14 protein-coding genes are annotated in these 21,115 nt (G+C 42.0%); 12 read left to right on the forward strand and 2 right to left on the reverse strand.

Going from position 1 to position 21,115, the window contains the following annotated elements; genetic code table 11:
* Positions 1–13 precede the first annotated feature (13 nt).
* The 3 genes from ACFSKL_RS16035 (at position 14) to ACFSKL_RS16045 (ending at position 4,900) form a co-directional block, all read left to right on the forward strand.
* Entirely contained in the window at positions 14–1,429 is a 1,416-nt protein-coding gene (locus tag ACFSKL_RS16035; protein WP_376887339.1) for a sugar MFS transporter, read from the forward strand.
* A complete protein-coding gene (locus ACFSKL_RS16040) occupies positions 1,426–3,732 on the forward strand; it encodes a GH92 family glycosyl hydrolase (protein WP_376887340.1) in 2,307 nt (768 codons plus the stop codon). The genes ACFSKL_RS16035 and ACFSKL_RS16040 overlap by 4 nt, the downstream gene beginning before the upstream one ends.
* 103 nt (positions 3,733–3,835) lie before the next feature.
* Positions 3,836–4,900, forward strand: coding sequence for a glycoside hydrolase family 43 protein (locus ACFSKL_RS16045; protein ID WP_376887341.1), 1,065 nt, complete (start codon positions 3,836–3,838; stop codon positions 4,898–4,900).
* Between the two features lie 133 nt (positions 4,901–5,033).
* Here ACFSKL_RS16045 and ACFSKL_RS16050 read toward each other — a convergent pair whose 3' ends face one another.
* Positions 5,034–6,860 carry a RagB/SusD family nutrient uptake outer membrane protein gene (locus ACFSKL_RS16050; RefSeq protein WP_376887342.1) on the reverse strand — a complete coding sequence of 609 codons (1,827 nt, stop codon included), beginning with the start codon at positions 6,858–6,860 and terminating at the stop codon, positions 5,034–5,036.
* A gap of 26 nt (positions 6,861–6,886) precedes the next feature.
* Positions 6,887–9,961 carry a SusC/RagA family TonB-linked outer membrane protein gene (locus ACFSKL_RS16055; RefSeq protein WP_376887343.1) on the reverse strand — a complete coding sequence of 1,025 codons (3,075 nt, stop codon included), beginning with the start codon at positions 9,959–9,961 and terminating at the stop codon, positions 6,887–6,889.
* 463 nt (positions 9,962–10,424) lie between these two features.
* Here ACFSKL_RS16055 and ACFSKL_RS16060 point away from each other — a divergent pair, with 463 nt between their 5' ends.
* From ACFSKL_RS16060 to ACFSKL_RS16100, 9 genes are all read left to right on the forward strand, one after another.
* A complete protein-coding gene (locus ACFSKL_RS16060; RefSeq protein WP_376887344.1) occupies positions 10,425–10,634 on the forward strand; it encodes a dodecin family protein in 210 nt (69 codons plus the stop codon).
* A gap of 279 nt (positions 10,635–10,913) precedes the next feature.
* The gene (locus ACFSKL_RS16065; RefSeq protein ID WP_376887345.1) at positions 10,914–12,077 is read left to right on the forward strand and encodes an AI-2E family transporter; all 1,164 of its coding nucleotides are present in this window, start codon (positions 10,914–10,916) and stop codon (positions 12,075–12,077) included.
* Positions 12,078–12,586: 509 nt separating this feature from the next.
* Positions 12,587–12,976 (forward strand): hypothetical protein, encoded by a 390-nt coding sequence (locus tag ACFSKL_RS16070; RefSeq protein ID WP_376887346.1) that lies wholly within the window; start codon positions 12,587–12,589, stop codon positions 12,974–12,976.
* Between the two features lie 133 nt (positions 12,977–13,109).
* Entirely contained in the window at positions 13,110–13,691 is a 582-nt protein-coding gene (locus ACFSKL_RS16075; protein ID WP_376887347.1) for a Crp/Fnr family transcriptional regulator, read from the forward strand.
* A gap of 77 nt (positions 13,692–13,768) precedes the next feature.
* Entirely contained in the window at positions 13,769–14,338 is a 570-nt protein-coding gene (locus tag ACFSKL_RS16080) for a hypothetical protein (RefSeq protein ID WP_376887348.1), read from the forward strand.
* Between the two features lie 188 nt (positions 14,339–14,526).
* Complete coding sequence (locus ACFSKL_RS16085; protein ID WP_376887349.1) at positions 14,527–15,114, forward strand: TetR/AcrR family transcriptional regulator; 588 nt, start codon at positions 14,527–14,529, stop codon at positions 15,112–15,114.
* A 259-nt stretch (positions 15,115–15,373) separates the two neighbouring features.
* Positions 15,374–16,489, forward strand: coding sequence for an efflux RND transporter periplasmic adaptor subunit (locus ACFSKL_RS16090; RefSeq protein ID WP_376887350.1), 1,116 nt, complete (start codon positions 15,374–15,376; stop codon positions 16,487–16,489).
* A gap of 31 nt (positions 16,490–16,520) precedes the next feature.
* On the forward strand, positions 16,521–19,688 hold the full coding sequence (locus tag ACFSKL_RS16095; RefSeq protein WP_376887351.1) for an efflux RND transporter permease subunit: 3,168 nt from the start codon (positions 16,521–16,523) through the stop codon (positions 19,686–19,688).
* Positions 19,689–19,697: 9 nt separating this feature from the next.
* A complete protein-coding gene (locus ACFSKL_RS16100; RefSeq protein ID WP_376887352.1) occupies positions 19,698–21,104 on the forward strand; it encodes an efflux transporter outer membrane subunit in 1,407 nt (468 codons plus the stop codon).
* Positions 21,105–21,115: the final 11 nt, after the last annotated feature.

The following is a 21,115-nucleotide window of genomic DNA, read 5'->3' on the forward strand; positions in this document are numbered from 1 at the left end:
ACAGTTTACCCATATGGCCATTATACCATTGCAACATAGCAAAGACAACAGTATTCCCTCAGTCGCTGGGCATTCAAATTCAGGTCCTTTATTTTTGGTCACCCTCTTGTTTTTTATGTGGGGGATCATTACCTGTATGAATGACATTTTGATACCCCACCTCCAGCAGGTATTCACCTTGCAACACTGGCAGGCAATGCTAGTCCAAACAGCGTTTTTTGGCGCATACTTCTTTATTTCCCTGCTGTATTATATAATCTCAGTGAAGCATGGGGATCCTATTAGTGAGATAGGCTATAAAAAGGGGATTATCCTAGGTCTCATTGTAGCGGGGATAGGCTGCCTGCTGTTTTATCCAGCTGCCAGCTTAGTCTCTTACACCTTTTTTCTGTTTGCATTGTTTATCCTCGCTTCGGGGATCACCTTGCTACAGATCGCCGCCAATCCATATGTCACCATCTTGGGAAAACCAGAAGGCGCCAGCAGCAGGCTGAATATGACTCAAGCATTCAATTCACTGGGGACTACGATAGCACCTGTGTTGGGGGGATATTTGATTTTTGAGGGAGTCTCAGGCACGGGATTGGCTGTAGACCTCGTAAAGCTCCCCTATCTTGGGCTTGCCTTGACACTTTTCATCCTGGCATTTGTATGTTGGTTTGCCAGGTTACCGGAAGTGGCATCCAGCCAAAAGGTATTGCAACAAAAAGGGGCAATGAAATTTGGCCAACTGAGAAGTGGAATAGTTGCCATATTTGCATATGTGGGTGCCGAAGTAGCCATAGGAAGCAATCTTATCAATTTTGCCCAACAAGATAACATAGCAGGATTAGATGAAGCTTCAGCTAGCCATTACTTAGCACTGTTTTGGGGTGGTGCCATGATTGGCCGTTTTTTTGGAGCGATCGCACTGGGTTCTTTCCGGAGTAACTGGCAACGTTTGGTTTTGATCCTGGCAAGCGGGGTTGTTGCACTTCTGGTATTGTGGGCGATTTATGGAATTGGTATTGCCGGATATGGATCATTGATCATAGCGACAAATATTGGTGTGATCTTATTGGGGAAATTCATCCCACAGCGCACATTATGGCTGTTTGCGACAGCCACCATCTTGCTTTTGCTCAGTACAGTATTTCTTCAAGGGCAGATTGCCTTATGGTCGGTAGTGGCTATAGGCATATTCAACTCAATCATGTTCCCAACGATTTTTTCTCTGGCAGTCAAGGGACTGGGGGATTATACGGCACAAGGGTCATCTTTATTGGTCATGGCCATAGTAGGTGGAGCTATCATTACGCCAATTCAAGGCCTGTTTGCTGATTTGTTTGGAAGTGTCCAACTTGGATTCTTAGTACCTTTAATTTGCTATATTTATGTAGTTTATTTTGGGATTACGGGTTATAAACCATCTTTAAATAAAAAAATATGAAAAAGCATTTTGCATGGTTGTGTACCTTGTTTGTAATGTCTCAAGTATATGGACAACAGCCGGATAAATCCTTGGTTCGCTTCGTTGATCCTTTGATTGGGACGGCCAAAATGGGACATACCTACCCAGGGGCGACTATACCTTTTGGAAGTATCCAATTAAGCCCTGATACGGATACGATTCCCTATGCATACCAAGATAAATACAACCCTGAAGTATACAGATATTGTGCAGGTTACCAATACGATGATCCAACCATAGTTGGCTTCAGCCATACACATTTCAGTGGAACGGGCCATTCAGATCTGGGGGACTTCTTAATGATGCCAACCATCGGAGAGTTGAGGTTAAACCCTGGAACCGCCACCGATCCGGATAAAGGATACAGATCGAGGTTTTCACATGACAAGGAACTCGCCGAACCAGCCTATTATCAAGTTGAGCTTTTGGATTATGATATAAAGGCAGAGCTAACCAGCAGTACAAGAGTAGGGATGCATCGGTATACCTTTCCTGAGACCGACCAAGGGCATGTAATTCTTGACCTGAAATCAGGTATTTATCCATTTGAAGGTAAAAATGTCTGGACATTTCTCCGTATTGAAAATGACAGCCTTGTAACCGGATACCGGCAAACCCAAGGTTGGGCAAGGACAAGGACAGTATATTTTGCACTGAGATTCAGCAAGCCTTTCAAATCTTATGGAAACAAAAAATATGACGATGCGCAAGTCTATAGGGGATTTTGGGGGAGATTTGATCAATCTGATAATTTCCCGGAAATAGCAGGCAAAGAAATAAGGGCTTATTTTGATTTTGATTTTCAGGAAGGAGAAGCTCCCCTAATGGCGAAGATGTCCATTTCCCCAGTCAGCACCGCTGGTGCTATTGCCAATATGGATATGGAAATGCCCCATTGGGATTTTGATAGGGTGAAAAATGAGGGACAACAATTATGGCAGGATGAATTAAGCAAAATCCAAGTGGAGATGGTAGACCAAAATGACATGGTGAACTTTTATACCAGCATGTACCATGCATTTTTGGGACCTACAGTTTATATGGATGCAGACAATACCTACAGGGGACTAGATCAGAATGTACACATGGCCAAGCAATTCACCAATTATACCAGTTTTTCACTTTGGGATACTTACCGGGCCTTACACCCCCTATTCAACATAGTACAGCCTGAGCGCAACTCGGATATGATCAATTCTATGCTCGCACATGCGGAGCAAAGTGTACATGGCATGTTGCCCATATGGTCGCATTATGCCAACGAAAACTGGTGTATGATCGGTTACCATGCAGTATCAGTAATTGCAGATGCAATGGTGAAGGGCGTAGAGGGGTTTGATTACCAAAAAGGCCTGGATGCGAGTATCAAAACTTCGAATACCCTCTATTTTGATGGGATCGATGATTATGTAAATCTCGGATATGTGCCAGAAGACAAAAACAGCTCTTCAGTCTCCAAAACCTTGGAATATGCATACGATGACTGGGCAATCTCCCAGATGGCTGCACATTTGGGGAATGACTCGATTGCATCACGTTACAAAGAACGGTCAAAGGGATTTGCCCATGTATATGATAGTGAAATCGGTTTTATGAGACCTAAGCTCTCAAATGGCAGATGGAAGGAGCCCTTTGATCCATTGGATACGCATGGACAGGGGTTTATTGAAGGCAATTCGTGGAATTACAGTCTGTACGTACCCCATGATCCTGAAGCACTCATTCAATTGATGGGTGGAGAAAAATCTTTTGTAAGCAGGTTGGATTCATTATTCAGCATGGAACTACCGGAAAAATATTTCGAGAAAACTGAAGATATCACAAAAGAGGGGATCATCGGAAACTACGTACATGGCAATGAGCCCTCCCACCATGTAGTCTATCTTTATAACTGGACCAATCAACCACATAAAGCACAGGATAAAATCAGAAATATCCTAAAAACCATGTATAAAAACAGTCCGGATGGCCTGGGAGGAAATGATGACTTCGGCCAGATGAGCGCCTGGTACATCTTTAGTGCATTGGGATTTTATCCTGTGGCACCAGGTTCTACACAATATGCGTTGGGAAGCCCACTTGTCAAATCTGCCCGTATCCCATTGTCCAACGGAAAGACATTCCAAGTAACTACCAAGAACCAAGGAGAAGACCGTGCCTATGTCAAAGCAGTTTACCTTAATGGCAAAGCCCTCAAGTCTCCATTTATCGACCATAAAGATATCATAGCTGGCGGTGTCTTGGAATTTCACATGGACAAAAAACCAGCTAAAACCAAATGAAATGCCATAGCAAACTTATCTGAAAATTGAGACAAGTCAAACCACCTCCATATTGGTCTATCCAACAACCTCAATCTATACCAATCCCTAAACCATTAACAAAATGACAGAAAAACCTATCACTTACCCAGGAAAATCACGAATCAGTAGATTGAAAATTGGGATATCTTTTTTAAGTATACCTGTACTGCTTTATGCATGTGAAACCAAGCAGTCTTCAGAAAATGACACAACCTTTGAAACCGAGGAGCTCCAATCTAAATCATCGGGAAACCCATTTATAGATGGCTGGTATGCAGACCCTGAAGCCATCATTTACGGAGATACTTACTGGGTATTCCCTACTTATTCTGCACCATATGAGAAGCAATTGCACTTTGATGCATTTTCATCAAAGAACCTGGTAGACTGGGAAAAGCACGAGAACATCCTCACGTCTGAGGAATTAAAATGGGCAGAAAAAGCGATGTGGGCGCCAGGTGTCATCCAAAAGGACGGCAAATACTATTTGTTTTTTGGGGCAAATGATGTACATGAAGGGGAAGTAGGCGGTATCGGTGTGGCTGTGGCAGACAAACCCGAAGGTCCCTACATGGATCTTATCGGGAAACCCTTGATCCAAGAAATATGGGATGGTGCCCAACCTATTGACCAATTCATATTCAAGGAAGATGATCAAAATTTTTACATGTATTATGGAGGATGGGGACATTGCAATGTGGTCAAGTTGAATGAGGATTTTACCGGGCTGATACCATTTGAAGACGGTTCGATGCATAGAGAGGTTACCCCGGAAAACTATGTGGAAGGTCCTTTTATGTTCAAAAAGGATGAAAAATACTATTTTATGTGGTCAGAAGGAGGATGGACAGGTCCCAACTATAAGGTTGCATACGCTATTGCTGATAGACCATTTGGACCTTTTGAGAGAGAGGGAATCATCTTGGAGCAGGATCCTGAAGTAGCAACTGGGGCAGGACACCACTCAGTGTTGATTCATCCTGATGGAGAAAGTTATTACATGGTTTACCATAGAAGGCCACTTGGCGAAACTGATCAAAACCACAGAGTGGTATGTATCGAACCTATGACATTTGACACCAACGGAAAAATCAATCCTATAAAGCTGACATTCGAAGGAGTGCAAGCGCATAAGGTTAAGAAATAAACAGGCTCCTCAACATTTCCGAGTTGAAAAAAGAAAATGCCTTCGAACATTCACTTTCTGAAGAGGTGAAAATCGAAGGCATTTTTATTTCTAGGGATCAAAATTATAAATCTGACCTATTTCCAAATTACCATTAATCAATTGTAGTTAAAGGCGGTATGTTACTTTCCGCACCTGAATATCCCACATTCTGGTTGATCCTACCTCTAGTATTTGAATTGATTGCATTGGCTGGAACTGGCCATAGCACATGGTATGGACTCATGGTGAATAGATTACCATGTCGAGTCATAACGCCCTTATTGTAAAAATCAGACTTTTCCATAACCCTGTCGTAGAAATAGTTGTCTGTAGAGAAATTCTGGCTGTTGTATGTTTTTCCAGAAGCAGTGGCTTTTCCTGTTTTGGCATAGAGATAGGATACTCTGGTAAGCTCAGTTTTCCTAGGCTCCTCATAGAATAGTTCTCTAGTCCTTTCATCCAAGATTGTCTCCATATTCAAATCATCAGCACTATAAGGTTCACAACCGGCACGAGTTCTGACCTGATTGAGATCATCGGCAGCAGCTGATAAGTTATCTAACCAATAATATGCCTCTGCCCTCAACAAGTAGGATTCAGCCAATCGGAAAATATACCAATCAGAATGCCCTCCTTGAGGCTGAACCCGTTGCGGGTCAGGAATAAAGACTTTGTAATGCGGCCATGAAAACCAGCTTCTAATGGAATCTGAGGTAAGTAACTGACCATTGTCGTTTCTCATTCTCAAGTTTTGACCGTAATCTGGATCCGAGCCCTGAAGCCCAGGATTATTATAGACCAAATCTTCCATATTCATCCAGTTGCCTGGAGCATGCCTTAGATCATTCTCATCATCCCAAACAGTGTGCATGGAATACCAGTTACCTCTAGTTCTTCCTATTCCCCTACCTACGTGTAGTACTTGGGGAATAGGATTTGTAGCAAGATCTGTCGTACCTCTGTTGCCTGATGGTGTGTTGATATTGACACTCCAGAAAGGCACAGCCTGTCTCATGGAAGTAGTGCCACCTGAGTTCCCTTCAGTATCAATTCTGTCCATTACAAGGAGTATCGCTTCGGTATTGATATTACTGGATTTGTTATCCGGTCTATGCAGATCCCAAATTACATTTCTAGTGGGATCATTGGCATTGACACCAAAACGATCTCTCATCAAACTATATGGCCCTTCATCGATCAACCTTGAAGCCGAAGCTACAGCATCTTGAAATTCACCTAGAGCCAGGTTGATTTTTGTCAAAAGATGTTGCACTGCTCCTTTAGGAACCCTTCCTCGATCTATCACCTCGGGTACCCACAGTTCTGCAAACTCTAGATCCTCTTTCATTTTCCTAAGTATGACTTCCCTATCTGTTGAATAAAAGTCAAGTTTAGGTTCACGGATTTCATTCAAAATCAGTGGCACATCACCAAATTGGTGGGTAAGTTTATAGTAGCGAAGTGCCCTATGGAAGTATGCTGTGCCTAGGATATGGTTTCTTTCTTCCTCTGATTGATAATCTTCTGGTTGATCTATCCTAGTAATCACTACATTGGCATATTTGATTCCTTTGAATCCTTCATACCAATACCACCCAATTTTATTGTAGTCGATGTGGTTAAGCTGGGCATCCGGAGTAAGTATAAGATTGAGATCCTGAGGCGGGCTAGACTTATCAGTGGTCCCATCCACTGCTATGTCAGTAAGTACCATCTCCGTATGGATCGGTGGATTATCCCCTGTCCATTCATGTCGCATATTTCGCTCACATGCCACTAATGCCCCCCAAAGCCCACTAGCTACATCATAGGTGTTTTCAGGGGCATAAAACGACAAAGGTCTAGGTTCTAGCCAATCCTCACTACAACCCAAGGTGCAGATGACCAGAAAACACAAAGCAACTTTCTTGATTTGGTTTATTTTTAATATATTCTTCATTTTTATGGAATTTAAATTATTGAAAATCAAAGTGTCAGATCTATACCTAAAGTAAAGAGTCTAGGAACAGGACCTGAGTTTTCGGGATCCCAAAACCCCCAGTTTGGTGCATAAACCCCAACATTCCTCACATTACCATAGATCCTAAGGTTCTCAATTTTCATCTTTTCAAGCCGCGATTTTGGCACTGAGTAAGATATAGAAATATTCTCCAGACGGATAAATGACCTCATTCTGTACACATTGAACCCACTGGCACCTCCTTCACTTGAATTAAGTCTTGCCCATTCATTGTTGGGATTTTCTTCTGTCCAATAAGGTGTGACATAGGAATTCGTCCTATCCAAAAAACCATCCCGATTTTTCATCTGATTGAATGATCCCATATGCCCCCAATAAGAATACATCATAACTCCTACTTCAAAGTTTTTGTAAACCCTAAAGTCATTTCTCAAACTCCATCTAAATCGAGGTTGGGTATATCCCTGAAACTGACGATCAGCATTTGTAAATCGACCATCACCATCTACATCGATCACTTTATAGTCACCTGGCCTTACTCCATATTCGGCAGCTTCGGCTGCTTCGTGTGATTGCCAAATACCATCCGTTTTGTAATGCCAAATCCTATCTATAGCCTGACCAATAAACCATTGATTTTCAAAATCATTCAGCTCGTTTCCATTTTCATCCAAATCCCCATAAAGGCTTTTAATAACATTTCTGTTTAATTGAAAATTACCGGTAGTAGTCCAGGAGAAATTACTTCTGTCCATATTCCTTGAAGTTAGAGTCAATTCAAGCCCCCTATTTTGAACTTCGCCTAGGTTATCATATACCCAGTTGAATCCTAAAATATCAGGTAAGTTCCTTTGCACCAGCAAGTCTGTAGTTGACATCGTGTAGGCTTCTATAGTACCATCTATTTTATTCTGCAGAATCGAAAAATCAAGACCTATATTGAATGCCTCAGTTCTCTCCCATCTTAATCTAGGGTTTTCCATCCTATTGACATACAACTGATTGACCAAATAAAGCTCACCGTTTGGTCTTTGGTAGAAATACTTACCTGTAGCCAAATCTGACAGGGCATCATACCTTCCTATGTCTCTGTTGCCATTACTACCCCAGGAAAACCTTAGCTTACCATAATCCAACCAATCCAAACTCACAAAATCTTCATCTGAAAACAACCAACCCAGCGCAGCTGAATAGAATGTGGCTCGCGGATTGAGCTGACCAAAGGCGGAGTAACCATCTCTCCGGATAGACATGGTAGTAGAATACTTGCCATCATAACTATAAATCAACCTGCCCATCAATGCATCCCCAGTACTGTATTGATCATGACTTGAAATCAGTGGGTTGATCCCTGCATCAATTTTTGAAAACCCAAGCCTGTCATGTGGTTGAAAACCATTGTTCGACATAGTATTGTCCCAACTCTGGTATTGCTCGGCATTTGCCAACATAGTTACATTAAAATCATGCTTTTCCGCAAAAATTTTCTGCCATGTCAAAATATTATCTATTTGCCAATTGTAGACTTTTCGCTGCCGACGAGAAGCATTCCCCCCTCTTTCCGCCCATTCAACATGTGCTGCTGATTCGTGGTTGTATCTTTCATAAAACTCAAACCTTGGGGTAAAATTAGTTCTGAATGAAAACCCAAATGGTAAATCAATAGCAGCATACAAAGTAGAGTTGATGGTGAATTCACGCTGCACTCTATCAATATATGTCCTATCATAAGACGGGTGTTTCCCTCCACTTGCTTCATCGTTTGGTCTCCATTTCAGAGTTCCATCTTCATTGAATTCAGAACCCCATGGAGAAAGTGTCCTGATGGCTCCCCATCCTACTGGCACTTGGCTTTCATCCCTATTTGCAAATTGGGTGTTCATTCCAACAGTAAGAAACTTATTGACTTTTCCCTCTAGGTTTACCCTTGACCTGAAGGTCTTAAATTCATCTCCTACCACTACCCCTTGGTTGTTGAGATATCCTAGAGACCAAAAGTATTTGAAGTCGTCCTTACTGCCTGACAAACTCACTGTATGATCTTGTCTAAATCCTGCTTGAAACACCCTGTCATACCAATCTACAGATTGGCCATTGAAATAGTTTTCTATCTCGGCGGGCTGTAGGTTTAGACGCTGAAGCCATACGGTAACAGGGTCACCAGAAGATCCATCGTAGGCAAGCCACTGATCCATCGAGATGTTACTGGGCAAATTTCTGGGGTCAGAAAACTGATGCTCTCCAAAACCACCACCTGCAAACGAGCTCTTCTGAACTTCTTCCCTAAATGTAAGGAAACCTTCTGGTCCATATACTTCTGGAAATCTGGAATTTGTCCCCATTCCAATATTTGAGTTTATATTGATCCTAGACTTCCCTTCCTTTCCTCTTTTGGTATTGATAAGAATTACCCCACTTGCTGCTTTGGCACCAAATACCGCTGCTGCACTTGCGTCTTTGAGTACTTCCAGTGTCTCAATATCATTTGGGTTGATATCTGCTAACTGTCCATAATAGATAGCACCATCTACTACCAAAAGCGGACTATTGCCTGCGTTGAGAGAAGTTCTGCCTCTTACTTCCAAGGATCCTCCACCTTTGGCATCAGTGTTCAATCCCACATTCAATCCCGCTGCGTTTCCTCTCAGAATATCCTGTACAGAATTAGGATTTTCATTTTTCAGCACATCGTTTTTTACTGTAGAAACGGCTCCTGTAATGTCCCTTTTCTTGGCAGTTCCATATCCGATGACCACTACTTCATCCAAGTCAGAAGTATTGGACTGCATCTTGACGTCAATCACTGACTGGTTACCGACTTCTCTTTCAATCAAATCAAAACCTATAAACGAAAATGTAAGAACACCTCCTTGGGGTACGCTTATGGAATATTTCCCATCCAGATCCGTAATCACCCCTTTGGTAGTACCTTTGACCATTACCGTTACACCGGGCAAGGGCAAATCAGTTTCATCTAATACTGTTCCTGAAACACTTGACTCTTGGCCTATAGCCCATGTTGTTGACAGGAAAAGTAGGGATAAAATTATCCAGCTACTTTTGTAATTTTTTTGTTTCATAAATCAATGGGTTTAAATATTAATAATTAATTGGGTTTTGCAGTTAATCCCAATTTTGAAAGTTTAACAACCCAAATTAATCACATATTGCTAAATTGATTTAGCAATGTTTATTTTTGTTCGCAATCGATTTCGTAAACCATATTTGGAATAAATGCAATTGTGAAGGAAATATTTGTAGGATTGGCCTGTATGATTCCTAACTAATTTGGAAATGATACAACTTCCAACTTTCAAAATAATTATGGTTGCTACTACCTCGTGAAAAAATGCACCGACCTGACCAACTGGGTGAGTCAATGGTAACAGAATGTTGTAAATCTGTTACAACATGGAAAAAGATGCACTCATAAAATGTACCTAAAACTACCTCATAGCAAGCTCAGAAGCCCTACATAGGCTTGGTTCACTTTTGGTACATTTATCTGGCAGTTGAATTATTTATCATTAAAAACCCAAAGTTATGTCTGTTGTTAAAATCATTGAAGTATTGACCACATCTGAGGAAGGGATAGAGGATGCGCTGCGAAATGCAGTTGAGGAGACTTCCAAGACAATACAGCATATAGACTCAATCAATGTAAAAAATATCAAGGTCCATGTAAAGGATGGAAAAATTTCCTCTTATGGCATAAACTGTAAAGTTGCCTTCAGGGTAGAGGGTAAACAATAATTTAATTAGGTTGTGTTTATTCTATCCCCCAACTCCGGATAAGCGGGTCTCCATTGGAACCCGCTTATTTAATTTTTTAAAATATGTATATATGTTTTCTTGCCAGTAGATATATAAAATATTCCCAACAACTGTTATATCCAATCTGTTGACAGTTGACGATTATCCGCAACATTATGACTTACTTATTTCCTTACTGGCAAAGTATCGGATAATCATATTTTAAAATACCCTCGTGTATCCTTGTATATAAAGTTTCTTTCACGCAGATAACAGCATATGAAAAATAGAGCTCCCTACATTTTGTTCCCATTATGGATATTGGCTGTTTATTTCCTAATCAAAGGGGCGATTATGGCAGCTTCATTTTTGATTCCACTTTCATTTGCAGTAATTGTTTCCTTGGTATGTGTCCCAATAGCCCGTATGCTTGAGAGGAAAAATCTATCCAGGGGCTTTGCATCTCTCATTTGCGTGGCTTTGGGGCTTACTGTCTATCTTTCTTTCTTTTGGCTTATAGCCGTCCAAGGGTATAACATTTCTGAAAAATGGCCTGAAATGAAGGGCAAAATCACGCCAAAATTAGAAAAAACCGCTGTGATCATTGAGGAAAAATCAGGGATAAATGTCTACGATCAACTACCTGGTTTCATTACAAACAGGGATACAAAAGATGATGGAGACCAAAACTCAGAAAAAGATGAGGCATCAGATGAACAATGGGAGTTCTCCCAAAGCTTTGCCCCAAAAGTAGTCATGAATCTATTTGGTTTTCTAGGCAACTCCATGTTGACTTTTGTTTATGTTTTCTTTTTGCTCACCTACCGAAACAAACTAAAACGCTCAATATTGCATTTTTTTAGTGCTGATAAAAAAGGCTCTGTTGAAAAAGTCCTGACCCAAGCTACAAGCCTTGCATTGAACTTTCTGGCAGGCAGGTTATTGCTGATATTTTTTTTGGCACTGATATATTCTATTGGCCTGTTGATAGCCGGTGTTGAAAATGCCATACTGATTAGTTTCATTGCCGCCATCCTTTCTTTGATCCCCTACCTAGGGGTTATAATTGGGTTTGTATTGGCTATTTCCCTAACCTTCCTAGACGGGGGTGATACAGCTTCATTGATCATTGTGGCCTCCACCTATAGTATAGCCCAATTTATAGAAAGCTATATTTTGGAACCATATATAGTTGGTGACAAGGTCAATCTCAATCCTTTGATGACTATATTGGTTGTGGTGATGGGAGGAATGGTTTGGGGAGTATCCGGGATGATTCTCAGCATACTCTTGGCTGCCATACTTAAAATCTGCTTTGATGCCTCAGAAAACCTAAAACCATTGGGATACATGCTGGGAGATGAAGACGCCAAAGATGACAACGAGAGCCATCCTTTGGGAAGGCTGGGCAGAAAACTATGGAATAAAATCAAAGGCTCATGATCGGTGTAATATTCTGTCGGTAAGTTTGGTCAGCATTAAGTCTGATTGCTGTAAATCATGTCAAAAAAGCACAAAAATTTGAAGCCTTAGATTGCCCTAAAGTCAGAAAAATTGGCGTAATTCGATCAGTGATCGGTTTTTAACTTACTTTGGTAAGTCAATAAAATATGGCATTATCCTAAAGCTGCACAGGTAGCACTGTTGGAAGCCAATCCATATAATCATACTCGAACATATCTGAAAACCAAACTACTATCGGCTAAAGACCGATAGGTTTGGTTTCTCCTAATGGCGACTAAAGTGCATACGAGACTTAGTGTTCTTTGTGAAAAACTTTGTGATCTTAGTGGTTATAATTTATACCACATTGATCAGAAAGTAAAAACACCAAGTTCACAAAGAAAAAAAATACTAAAGTCTTCGCCTAAAGTCGAGGGATTTTCCCCCAGAGTGGTAAATTTAAGCAAATCCCCCGTTTATCGTGGGATCGATTCACTAAACAAAGACAAATGAATTTAAGGAACACCGCAGTAATTTTAATGTTATTTTTCTTTTCTGGCTCCTACCTTTTTGCGCAGGATGAGATTAAAAAGGAAGTCAACCCAAAATGGGATATAGGTTTGGAAGGCATGTTTGGTGTAGCAATTGGAAATGACTTTTATGCATTCAATGTTGGCGGGCCGAGTTTGCTATTAAGGCTCAACGAAGATTGGCGTGTAGGTTTTGGCGCCTTACCATCGTTTTACATCAAAGAAGGGAAAACTGGGGCTAAACTTGGTGTATCGCCAAGAATTGATTACAAGAATTTTGTCTTGATTGCACCATTTTTCCATTTTGACAACCCCGACAAGTGGGTCTGGTCAGTTGGTTTAGGTTATAAGTTTCACAAGAAAAAATAGATTTGATATAATCCACAGGGAAAAGCTGGAAGAATTATCACATGAATATTTATTCATAGAACAAATAGCCAGAAAAGTCACCAAAGGTTCTTCATGGAAGGATTTGATTAGAATTCCAAAACCTGAATAGTATATGGCAAAAGATCCCCTTAAAGAAATTTTTGAAAACATAACTTCATTCAGTGAAAGCGAATGGAATGATATAAGAAATAATTTCCGGCTGAAGAACATTTCATCTAAGGAGCTATTAACTAAAATTGGAGATGTAGAAAAGGATTTCTACTTCGTTGTAGAAGGGGTATTGAGATTGTTTTGCCTAAATCCCAAAGGTGAGGAAGTCACAATCTTTCTGTTCAAAGAGAACCACTTTGCCAGTTGCTATCCCAGTTTTATATCACAATCCCCAAGTGAACAGGCATTGGAATCTATTACGCCATGCACCTTATTGGCAATAAACAAAAGACAGCTTGTGGAGCTCTATCAAAAAATCCCAAAGATGAACCTGGTTGCAAGGATTATTGCAGACCAAAGATTCCTAAACTCCCAACAAATATTCACCTCCCAGATAATGTATACGCCTGAAGAGCGGTACCTCCAATTTGAAAGGGAACATGGAGACTTGCTATTGAGGATTCCACATAACATCATTGCCTCTTTTCTGGGTATCACGCCAGTATCAATGAGCCGGATTAGAAAGCGTATTCTTCGAAAATAACATTTCTTATCTTAAGTTAATGGTTATGATTTCTACTTTTGGGTTATTTGCCTGTAGCATCAAAACAAGAATTAACCATGTTATTTTCCAAAAAAAGAAACCTCCCATTCCTCCTTTTATTGTTTGTTTTACAGCTCGCTAAAGCCCAAAACCCACAAAAAGCTTTAGGATTGGAAATAGAATCAGACCCAATTGCATTTATCTTCAAAGGCTATTCTTTGCATCTGGCATATACTTTCCAAGATGTAAGGGCAAGTATGGGTGTTTTCGGAATAGAAACGCCCGGAATGTTTTTAGACAACAAAGCTTTTTCCGTATTTACTTCTGGATACGATGTGAAGTTGGATTACCTTTTTGGCAGTAAAAAGGGACTCTTCATGGGATCCCAATTGACCTATGGGAAAGATAATATTGAACTCAAGGAATCACGGAAAAGCCAAAACTTATGGGGATATTCCGTTGGATTAAGAAGCGGGTATAGATTTATGTTTGGAAAGAAGGAGAGCAATTATAAAGGGATCTATATTGTCCCATGGATAGCACTCATTCACTCGATCAAAGCACAAGAAATCCAATTGGGACCTGAAACTTATAGTCAACCATCATGGACTATCTTTCCCACTGTACATTTAGGCTGGAGATTTTAAAGAATATGGTTGAAGCAAAATCAGGGCAGATTATTTTTTGCTATCTTTGGAGGGTTTTCATCTGAAGATTCAATATTCAGGGTCTTTTTGGACAATAATTCTCCAATTGGAAATTATATTTGAAAAAATCAAAATTCTGGGGAACCTATTTCACCTAACAGTGTTAAAACATTTAATTCAGTAAAATTATGGGGAGCAAAGAGCGGATATCCAGACTAAAGGAGGAGACGAGAGGCAATATTCTTCGGGCAGCATTTGATATTGTGAAGGAAGAGGGATGGACCGGTCTTAGCATGCGTAAGATTGCGGATAGAATAGAATACACTGCCCCCATTATCTATGAATACTTTACCAATAAGGAGGCGATATTAAATGAATTGACCCGGATAGGATTTCAGGATCTGGATAGGGTTTTGGAAGAGGCCCAAAATGCACATATGGCTCCAGAAAAACAGTTGGAAGCGATGTGGATGGCTTATTGGGAATTTGGTCTACACAATAAAGAGATATACCAGATCATGTTTGGTGTAGAAATGACATGTTGTATCGGAATAGTACCTGAATCCCAGTTGCCTTCAAAAAGGTTCTGCCCTATTATCAGCCAACTACTCTCGGAGAACAACAATGACTACGAAATCTGTAGACAAAAGTATTTTAGCTTCTTTTCAGTAATCCATGGATTGCTGTCAATCAACTTGGTAGGCGAAGGCCTAACTCCAGAAATGAACAAACAGATCTTAAAAGATGCCATTGTAGGAATCATGAAAACTTTGTAAAATCTATATTTTTTTCCGATAAATCTAACGGTGTTAAATTTATTAATATCATTAGAAAGTACGGAAAAGCCAAAGTTTGATCTTCTAAGCACAATAAAACTAAAAAAATGATCCATCACGAAAACCAGTGCATATGTCCAAACCAACAACTTATTACTTAACAGTGTTAAATAAATTTATATCGTTAATGAAACTACCTGGAACTACATCGAATGACTCTTTTACCATTGCCTATCCATATTTTAAAAATACAAAACCTATGAAAAATCTAATGCTGGGCCTTGGCCTGATCGCATTTTTGAATGCATGCAGCACAGCACATTCCACTGACCAGAGTTCAAGTCTTCCCGAATTGCCGGTTTACTTGATTGAGGAATCTACCGCAGAGACTTTCCAAGAATATCCTGCTACCATAGAAGGAACAGTTGACATAGAACTTCGACCGCAAGTCAACGGAACTCTTGAACAAGTCTTGGTTGACGAAGGTGAGTATGTGAAAAAGGGACAGTTAATCTTCAAAATCAATGACCTGCCATTTAGGGAAGCCCTCAACCATGCCATCGCCAATCTTCATGCAGCCGAAGCCGCACTCCAACAAAGTGAATTGGAAGTAGAGAAATACAAACCATTGGTCGAGAAAAAAGTGGTTTCCGAATTTCAGCTGAAAACCCTCAAAGCAAGCCAGCAAATAGCCCATTCCAACCTTGAGCAGGCCAAAGCACAGGTAGAATCCGCAAGGATCAACCTGAGCTATACTAAGATCAATGCCCCTGTCAGTGGCTATATAGGACGATTGCCAAAAAAACAAGGTACTCTGGTCGCACCAACTGACCAGACTCCAATGACTACCTTGTCAGATGTCCATGAAGTGCATGTCTATTTTGCATTGGGAGAAACAGATTTCATCCGGTTTACCGATCGATACGATGGAGAGACACTGGAAGATAAAATCAAAAACCTCCCTCCTGTCACTTTGGTACTTGCCGACCACAGCAAATACTCTGAATTGGGAAAAGTGGATATTGTGGATGGACAATTCAATAAAAACACTGGTACAATCACATTCCGGGCCACCTTTCCAAACGAAAGGGGATTGCTCAGATCTGGAAATACCGGACGTGTTCTCATCACCCACCCCCACTCCAATGCAATATTGGTTCCCCAACTGTCGACCTTTGAAATTCAGGACAGGATTTTTGTAGTCACTGTAGACGACCAAAACCGCGTCGTCAAACAGCCTATCCAAATAAGTGGGATCTATGGAGAGAATTACTTGGTTTCCGGCGGACTGAATCCTGGTGACAAAATCGTCTACAAGGGATTTGAGACGCTTCAAGATGGTGCTGCCATCTCACCGGAAGCCTTCAAAAAATAAAGCACAGGAATCTTTAAAACAAACTAAACCGATGTTTCAAAAATTTATAGACAGACCAGTATTGGCCTCTGTCATCTCTATTCTTTTGGTTATTCTGGGGGTTCTCGGGGTGTTCAGATTACCCCTACAGCAGTTCCCGGATATCGCCCCACCCGCTGTGCAAGTAATAGCCCTATATCCCGGAGCTAATGCAGAGACCCTGTTGAGGTCTGTTGCCCCCTCACTGGAAGAATCCATCAATGGAGTGGAAGGAATGAGCCATATAAGCTCAACAGCAAGCAATGACGGCTCACTGGTGATCAAAGTGTATTTCGAGCTAGGTACCGATCCAGACCAGGCTGCGGTGAATGTCCAAAACCGTGTATCCCAGGCCACCAACCAACTGCCTCCAGAGGTAGTCCAGGCTGGAATTACCACTGCCAAACAGCAAAACAGCCTTTTGATGGTAGTCTCACTGTTTTCAGAAGATCCTGAGATCTACGACCAAACCTTCTTGGCCAACTATGCGCAGATCAATATTATTCCCGAGATCAAGCGGATCAAGGGAGTAGGCCAATCGATGATTTTCGGAGGGAATAAAGATTACTCCATGAGAATCTGGCTAGACCCAAGCCAGATGGCTGCATACAACCTCACTCCTAACGAAGTGTCCGCTGCCATACAAGACAAAAACTTGGAAGCTGCCCCTGGAAGACTGGGGGAAAGCAGCGATGTGGCATTCGAATATGTGGTCAAATACAAAGGAAAACTGAACAAACCCGAAGACTATGGGGACATCGTAGTCAGGGCAAATCCCGACGGAACAGTCCTCAGGCTAAAAGATGTAGCCAGAATCGAGTTTGGGGCCTATTCCTACACAAATTTCACCCGGGTAGATGAAAAGCAGGGTGTGAATATCGCCGCTTTCCAAATTGCTGGATCCAATTCAAACGAAATCCAGATCGCCATTGATGAATTGATGAAAAAGGCAGAGAAAGATTTTCCCAAAGGAGTCGGATACTTGATCCTATACAACACCAAGGATTCGCTTGACCAGTCAATTTCCCAGGTTGTCACAACACTGATTGAGGCATTTTTGTTGGTTTTCTTGGTGGTATTTCTATTCCTTCAAGATTTTCGTTCTACACTGATCCCAGCTATTGCAGTTCCAGTGGCAATCCTGGGAACATTCTTCTTTATGCTGCTTTTTGGCTTCTCCATCAACCTGCTGACGTTGTTTGCTTTGGTACTGGCGATTGGGATTGTAGTGGATGATGCCATTGTGGTGGTCGAGGCAGTGCATTCGAAAATGGAACTCGAACACCTTTCCCCCAAACTGGCTACCAAGAGCGCCATGGGCGAGATCACAGGGGCGATTATTTCCATCACCCTGGTCATGGCATCTGTCTTTCTTCCTGTTGGCTTTATGGAAGGCTCCACCGGCGTATTCTACCAGCAATTTGCCTTCACATTAGCCATTGCCATTATTATTTCAGCGGTTAATGCATTGACCCTGAGCCCGGCATTGGCAGCTTTGTTTCTCAAAGACAAGCATCATGGAATGGAAGGCGGCAAAAATCTGACTTTCAGTCAAAAATTTTTCGCTGGTTTCAATTCAGGTTTTGAGAAGCTCACCAATAACTATGTCGGCGGGATCCGATTATTGATCCGCCATAGATGGGTAAGTCTTTCGGCACTTGCTCTGGTGGCAATGATAACTGTGGTATTGATCAGGGTTACCCCTTCGGGATTTATTCCATCCGAAGACCAGGGCTTTATAGCTGTATCTCTGGATCTTCCTGCGGGAGCCTCACTGGAAAGGACTACAGAAGTGATGAAAGAAGCAGAAGATGCGCTCAGGGGAATGGATTTTCAGGCCTCACTCAATGTCATGTCGGGTTTCAACATCCTTACCGAATCCGCCAGCCCATCTTCGGGGGTCATATTTATCCTACTCAAACCCAACAAAGAGCGTGGGGAAGTCAGCGACATCAATGATATCATGGCATTGGTAAATGAAAAATTCTCCAAAATCAAAGGTGCCGACTTCTTCGTCTTTACTTTTCCGACAGTTCCTGGCTTCAGCAATGTTGACGGGCTTGAACTTGTGCTGCAGGATAAGTCTGGGGGTTCGTTGCAAAAATTCAGCGAAGTCAACACCGACTTCATTGGCAAACTCTTGGAAAGGGAGGAAATTGGATTTGCATTTTCTTCCTTCAAATCCGACTACCCACAATACAATCTCGAAGTGGACGAAGTAAAAGCAGCCCAGCTTCAAGTGAGTATCCGGGATGTTCTCCAGACACTCCAAGCCTATTTTGGAAGTGTACAGGCTTCAGATTTCAACCGGTTTGGAAAATACTACAGGGTAATGATCCAAGCAGAAAAATCAGACCGGGTGGATGCGTCTTCTCTTGATGGGATTTTTGTAAAAAACAGTCAGGGGGAAAAGGTTCCCGTAAATACCCTCGCCAGCCTTGAACGGGTATATGGGCCAGAAACGGTTTCCCGATACAATCTCTTCAACGCAATCGGTATCAATGCCGTACCGGCACCGGGATTCAGCTCTGGTGATGCACTCCATGCAGTGCAGGAAGTAACCAGAGAGGAACTTCCAAATGGCTACGCACTGGAATTTACCGGCATGACCAAAGAGGAAATGAGCTCTGGTGGACAATCATTGGTCATCTTTATCCTTTCCCTGCTGTTCATCTATTTCTTGCTATCGGCACAATACGAAAGCTTCGTCCTGCCACTTGCTGTCATATTTTCCATACCTGCGGGTGTTCTGGGAGTATTTTTGGCGATTGGAATGACCGGAATAGAAAACAACATCTATGTACAGGTAGCATTGGTCATGTTGATTGGGCTATTGGCAAAAAATGCGATTCTGATCGTTGAGTTTGCCGTACAGCGAAGGAGGGCAGGCAAAACCCTATTGGAGGCTGCCCTGGAAGGGTCACGGCTTCGGCTCCGTCCCATTCTGATGACTTCTATGGCATTTATTGCGGGCCTTATTCCCATGATGTTTGCCAAGGGACCTTCTGCTTTGGGAAATCACTCAATCAGTATTGCGGCTGCAGGGGGAATGCTTTCAGGAGTAATTTTGGGACTGATGATTATTCCAGTGCTCTTCATCATTTTCCAACATATGCATGAACGTGTCAGCAACACCAAGCAGTCCCAAGCAAAAGAATCTAAAGAACTTGTAACACATTAAATTGATAGAATGAAATCTTTGGTTTATAAATTAGCGATAATATTACTAATCGGATGGTTAGCTTCCTGCAAAGCATCCGAAGACCTTGGTACACCGATGGATGTATTCCCCGAGACTTTCAGGGACAATCACACAGCGACGGATTCAAATGATGCCAATATCCCTTGGGATGAGTTTTTTGTGGACAAAAATCTTATTTCCTTAATTGACAGGGGACTGAAGAAGAACAACAACCTGTTGCTTGCCCGAAAAAATGTTGAAGTGGCACAATTGAACTTCAAACAGGCAAAATGGGGCAATGTCCCTGAATTTGATCTCTTGGTCACAGCCAATTCCTCCCGCTTTTCAAACAATTCACTGAATGGGATCAGCACCGAGCTATTTCTTGAAAGGAAAAGCCTGGAAGATTTCCAACTTCAGGGACTTCTGAGCTGGGAAGCAGATATCTGGGGTAAAATCCGCCATCAGAAACAGACTGCCCTTGCGGAATATCTTCAGACAGCTGAGGCAGCCAAAGCTTTCCAAACCAGTCTGGTAGCAGCGATTGCCAAAAGCTACTACAATCTTCTGAAACTTGACGCACAACTGGAAGTGGCAGAGCAAAACCTACAGCTCAACACACGGACCAAAGAGATCATTGATTTGCAATATGCCTCTGCACTGGTCACCACACTGGCAAAAGACCAAGCCACTGCACAATTGAAACAGGCAGAACAGTTGGTTCCATTTCTTCAGGGAGAGATAGCTGCTGAGGAGAATACCCTCAGTGTATTGACAGGAGTAGCTCCCAATGCGATCAGCAGAGGTATATTTGAGGAAAACCTGCCAAGTGTGATAGAAACCGGTGTCCCTGCCAATCTTTTGGCTGAGCGCCCGGATGTGAAAGCTGCCGAGTTAGGTCTGCTTGCTGCCAACGCAAAAGTGGGCATTGCCAAAGCGATGATGTACCCTGCCTTTCGGATCACTGCTGCCAGTGGCCTCAATGCTTTTGAAGCGAGCAATTGGTTTGATTTGCCGGGATCTGTTTTTGGGTTGGTCGGAGGAAGTCTGGCCCAGCCAGTCTTGAACCGCAGAAGATTGAAGACCAATCTGAAAACGGAGCAGATCCGGAGGGAGCAACAGATATATACCTTTAGGGAAACAGTCCTGACAGCGATAATGGAGGTATCCAATGCAATGGTCAGGTTGGAAAAAACCGCCCAGCAGCAGGAAGTAGCTTCCTTGCGAGTTGAAGCTCTGGAACATGCTGTCGGCAGTGCAGACCTCCTATTTGAAAATGGTGTCGCCAATTACCTGGAAGTGATTACTGCCCAAGGAAACCTATTGCAAAGCCAATTGGATCTGGTGGAAATCAAAACCACCAAACTCTTTGCTTCTGTAGATCTTTATAGGGCGTTGGGAGGTGGATGGCACTGATTCCAACCGGA

Origin of the sequence: Belliella marina, from assembly GCF_042682445.1 — a bacterium.
GTDB classification, from domain to species: Bacteria; Bacteroidota; Bacteroidia; order Cytophagales; family Cyclobacteriaceae; genus Belliella; species Belliella marina.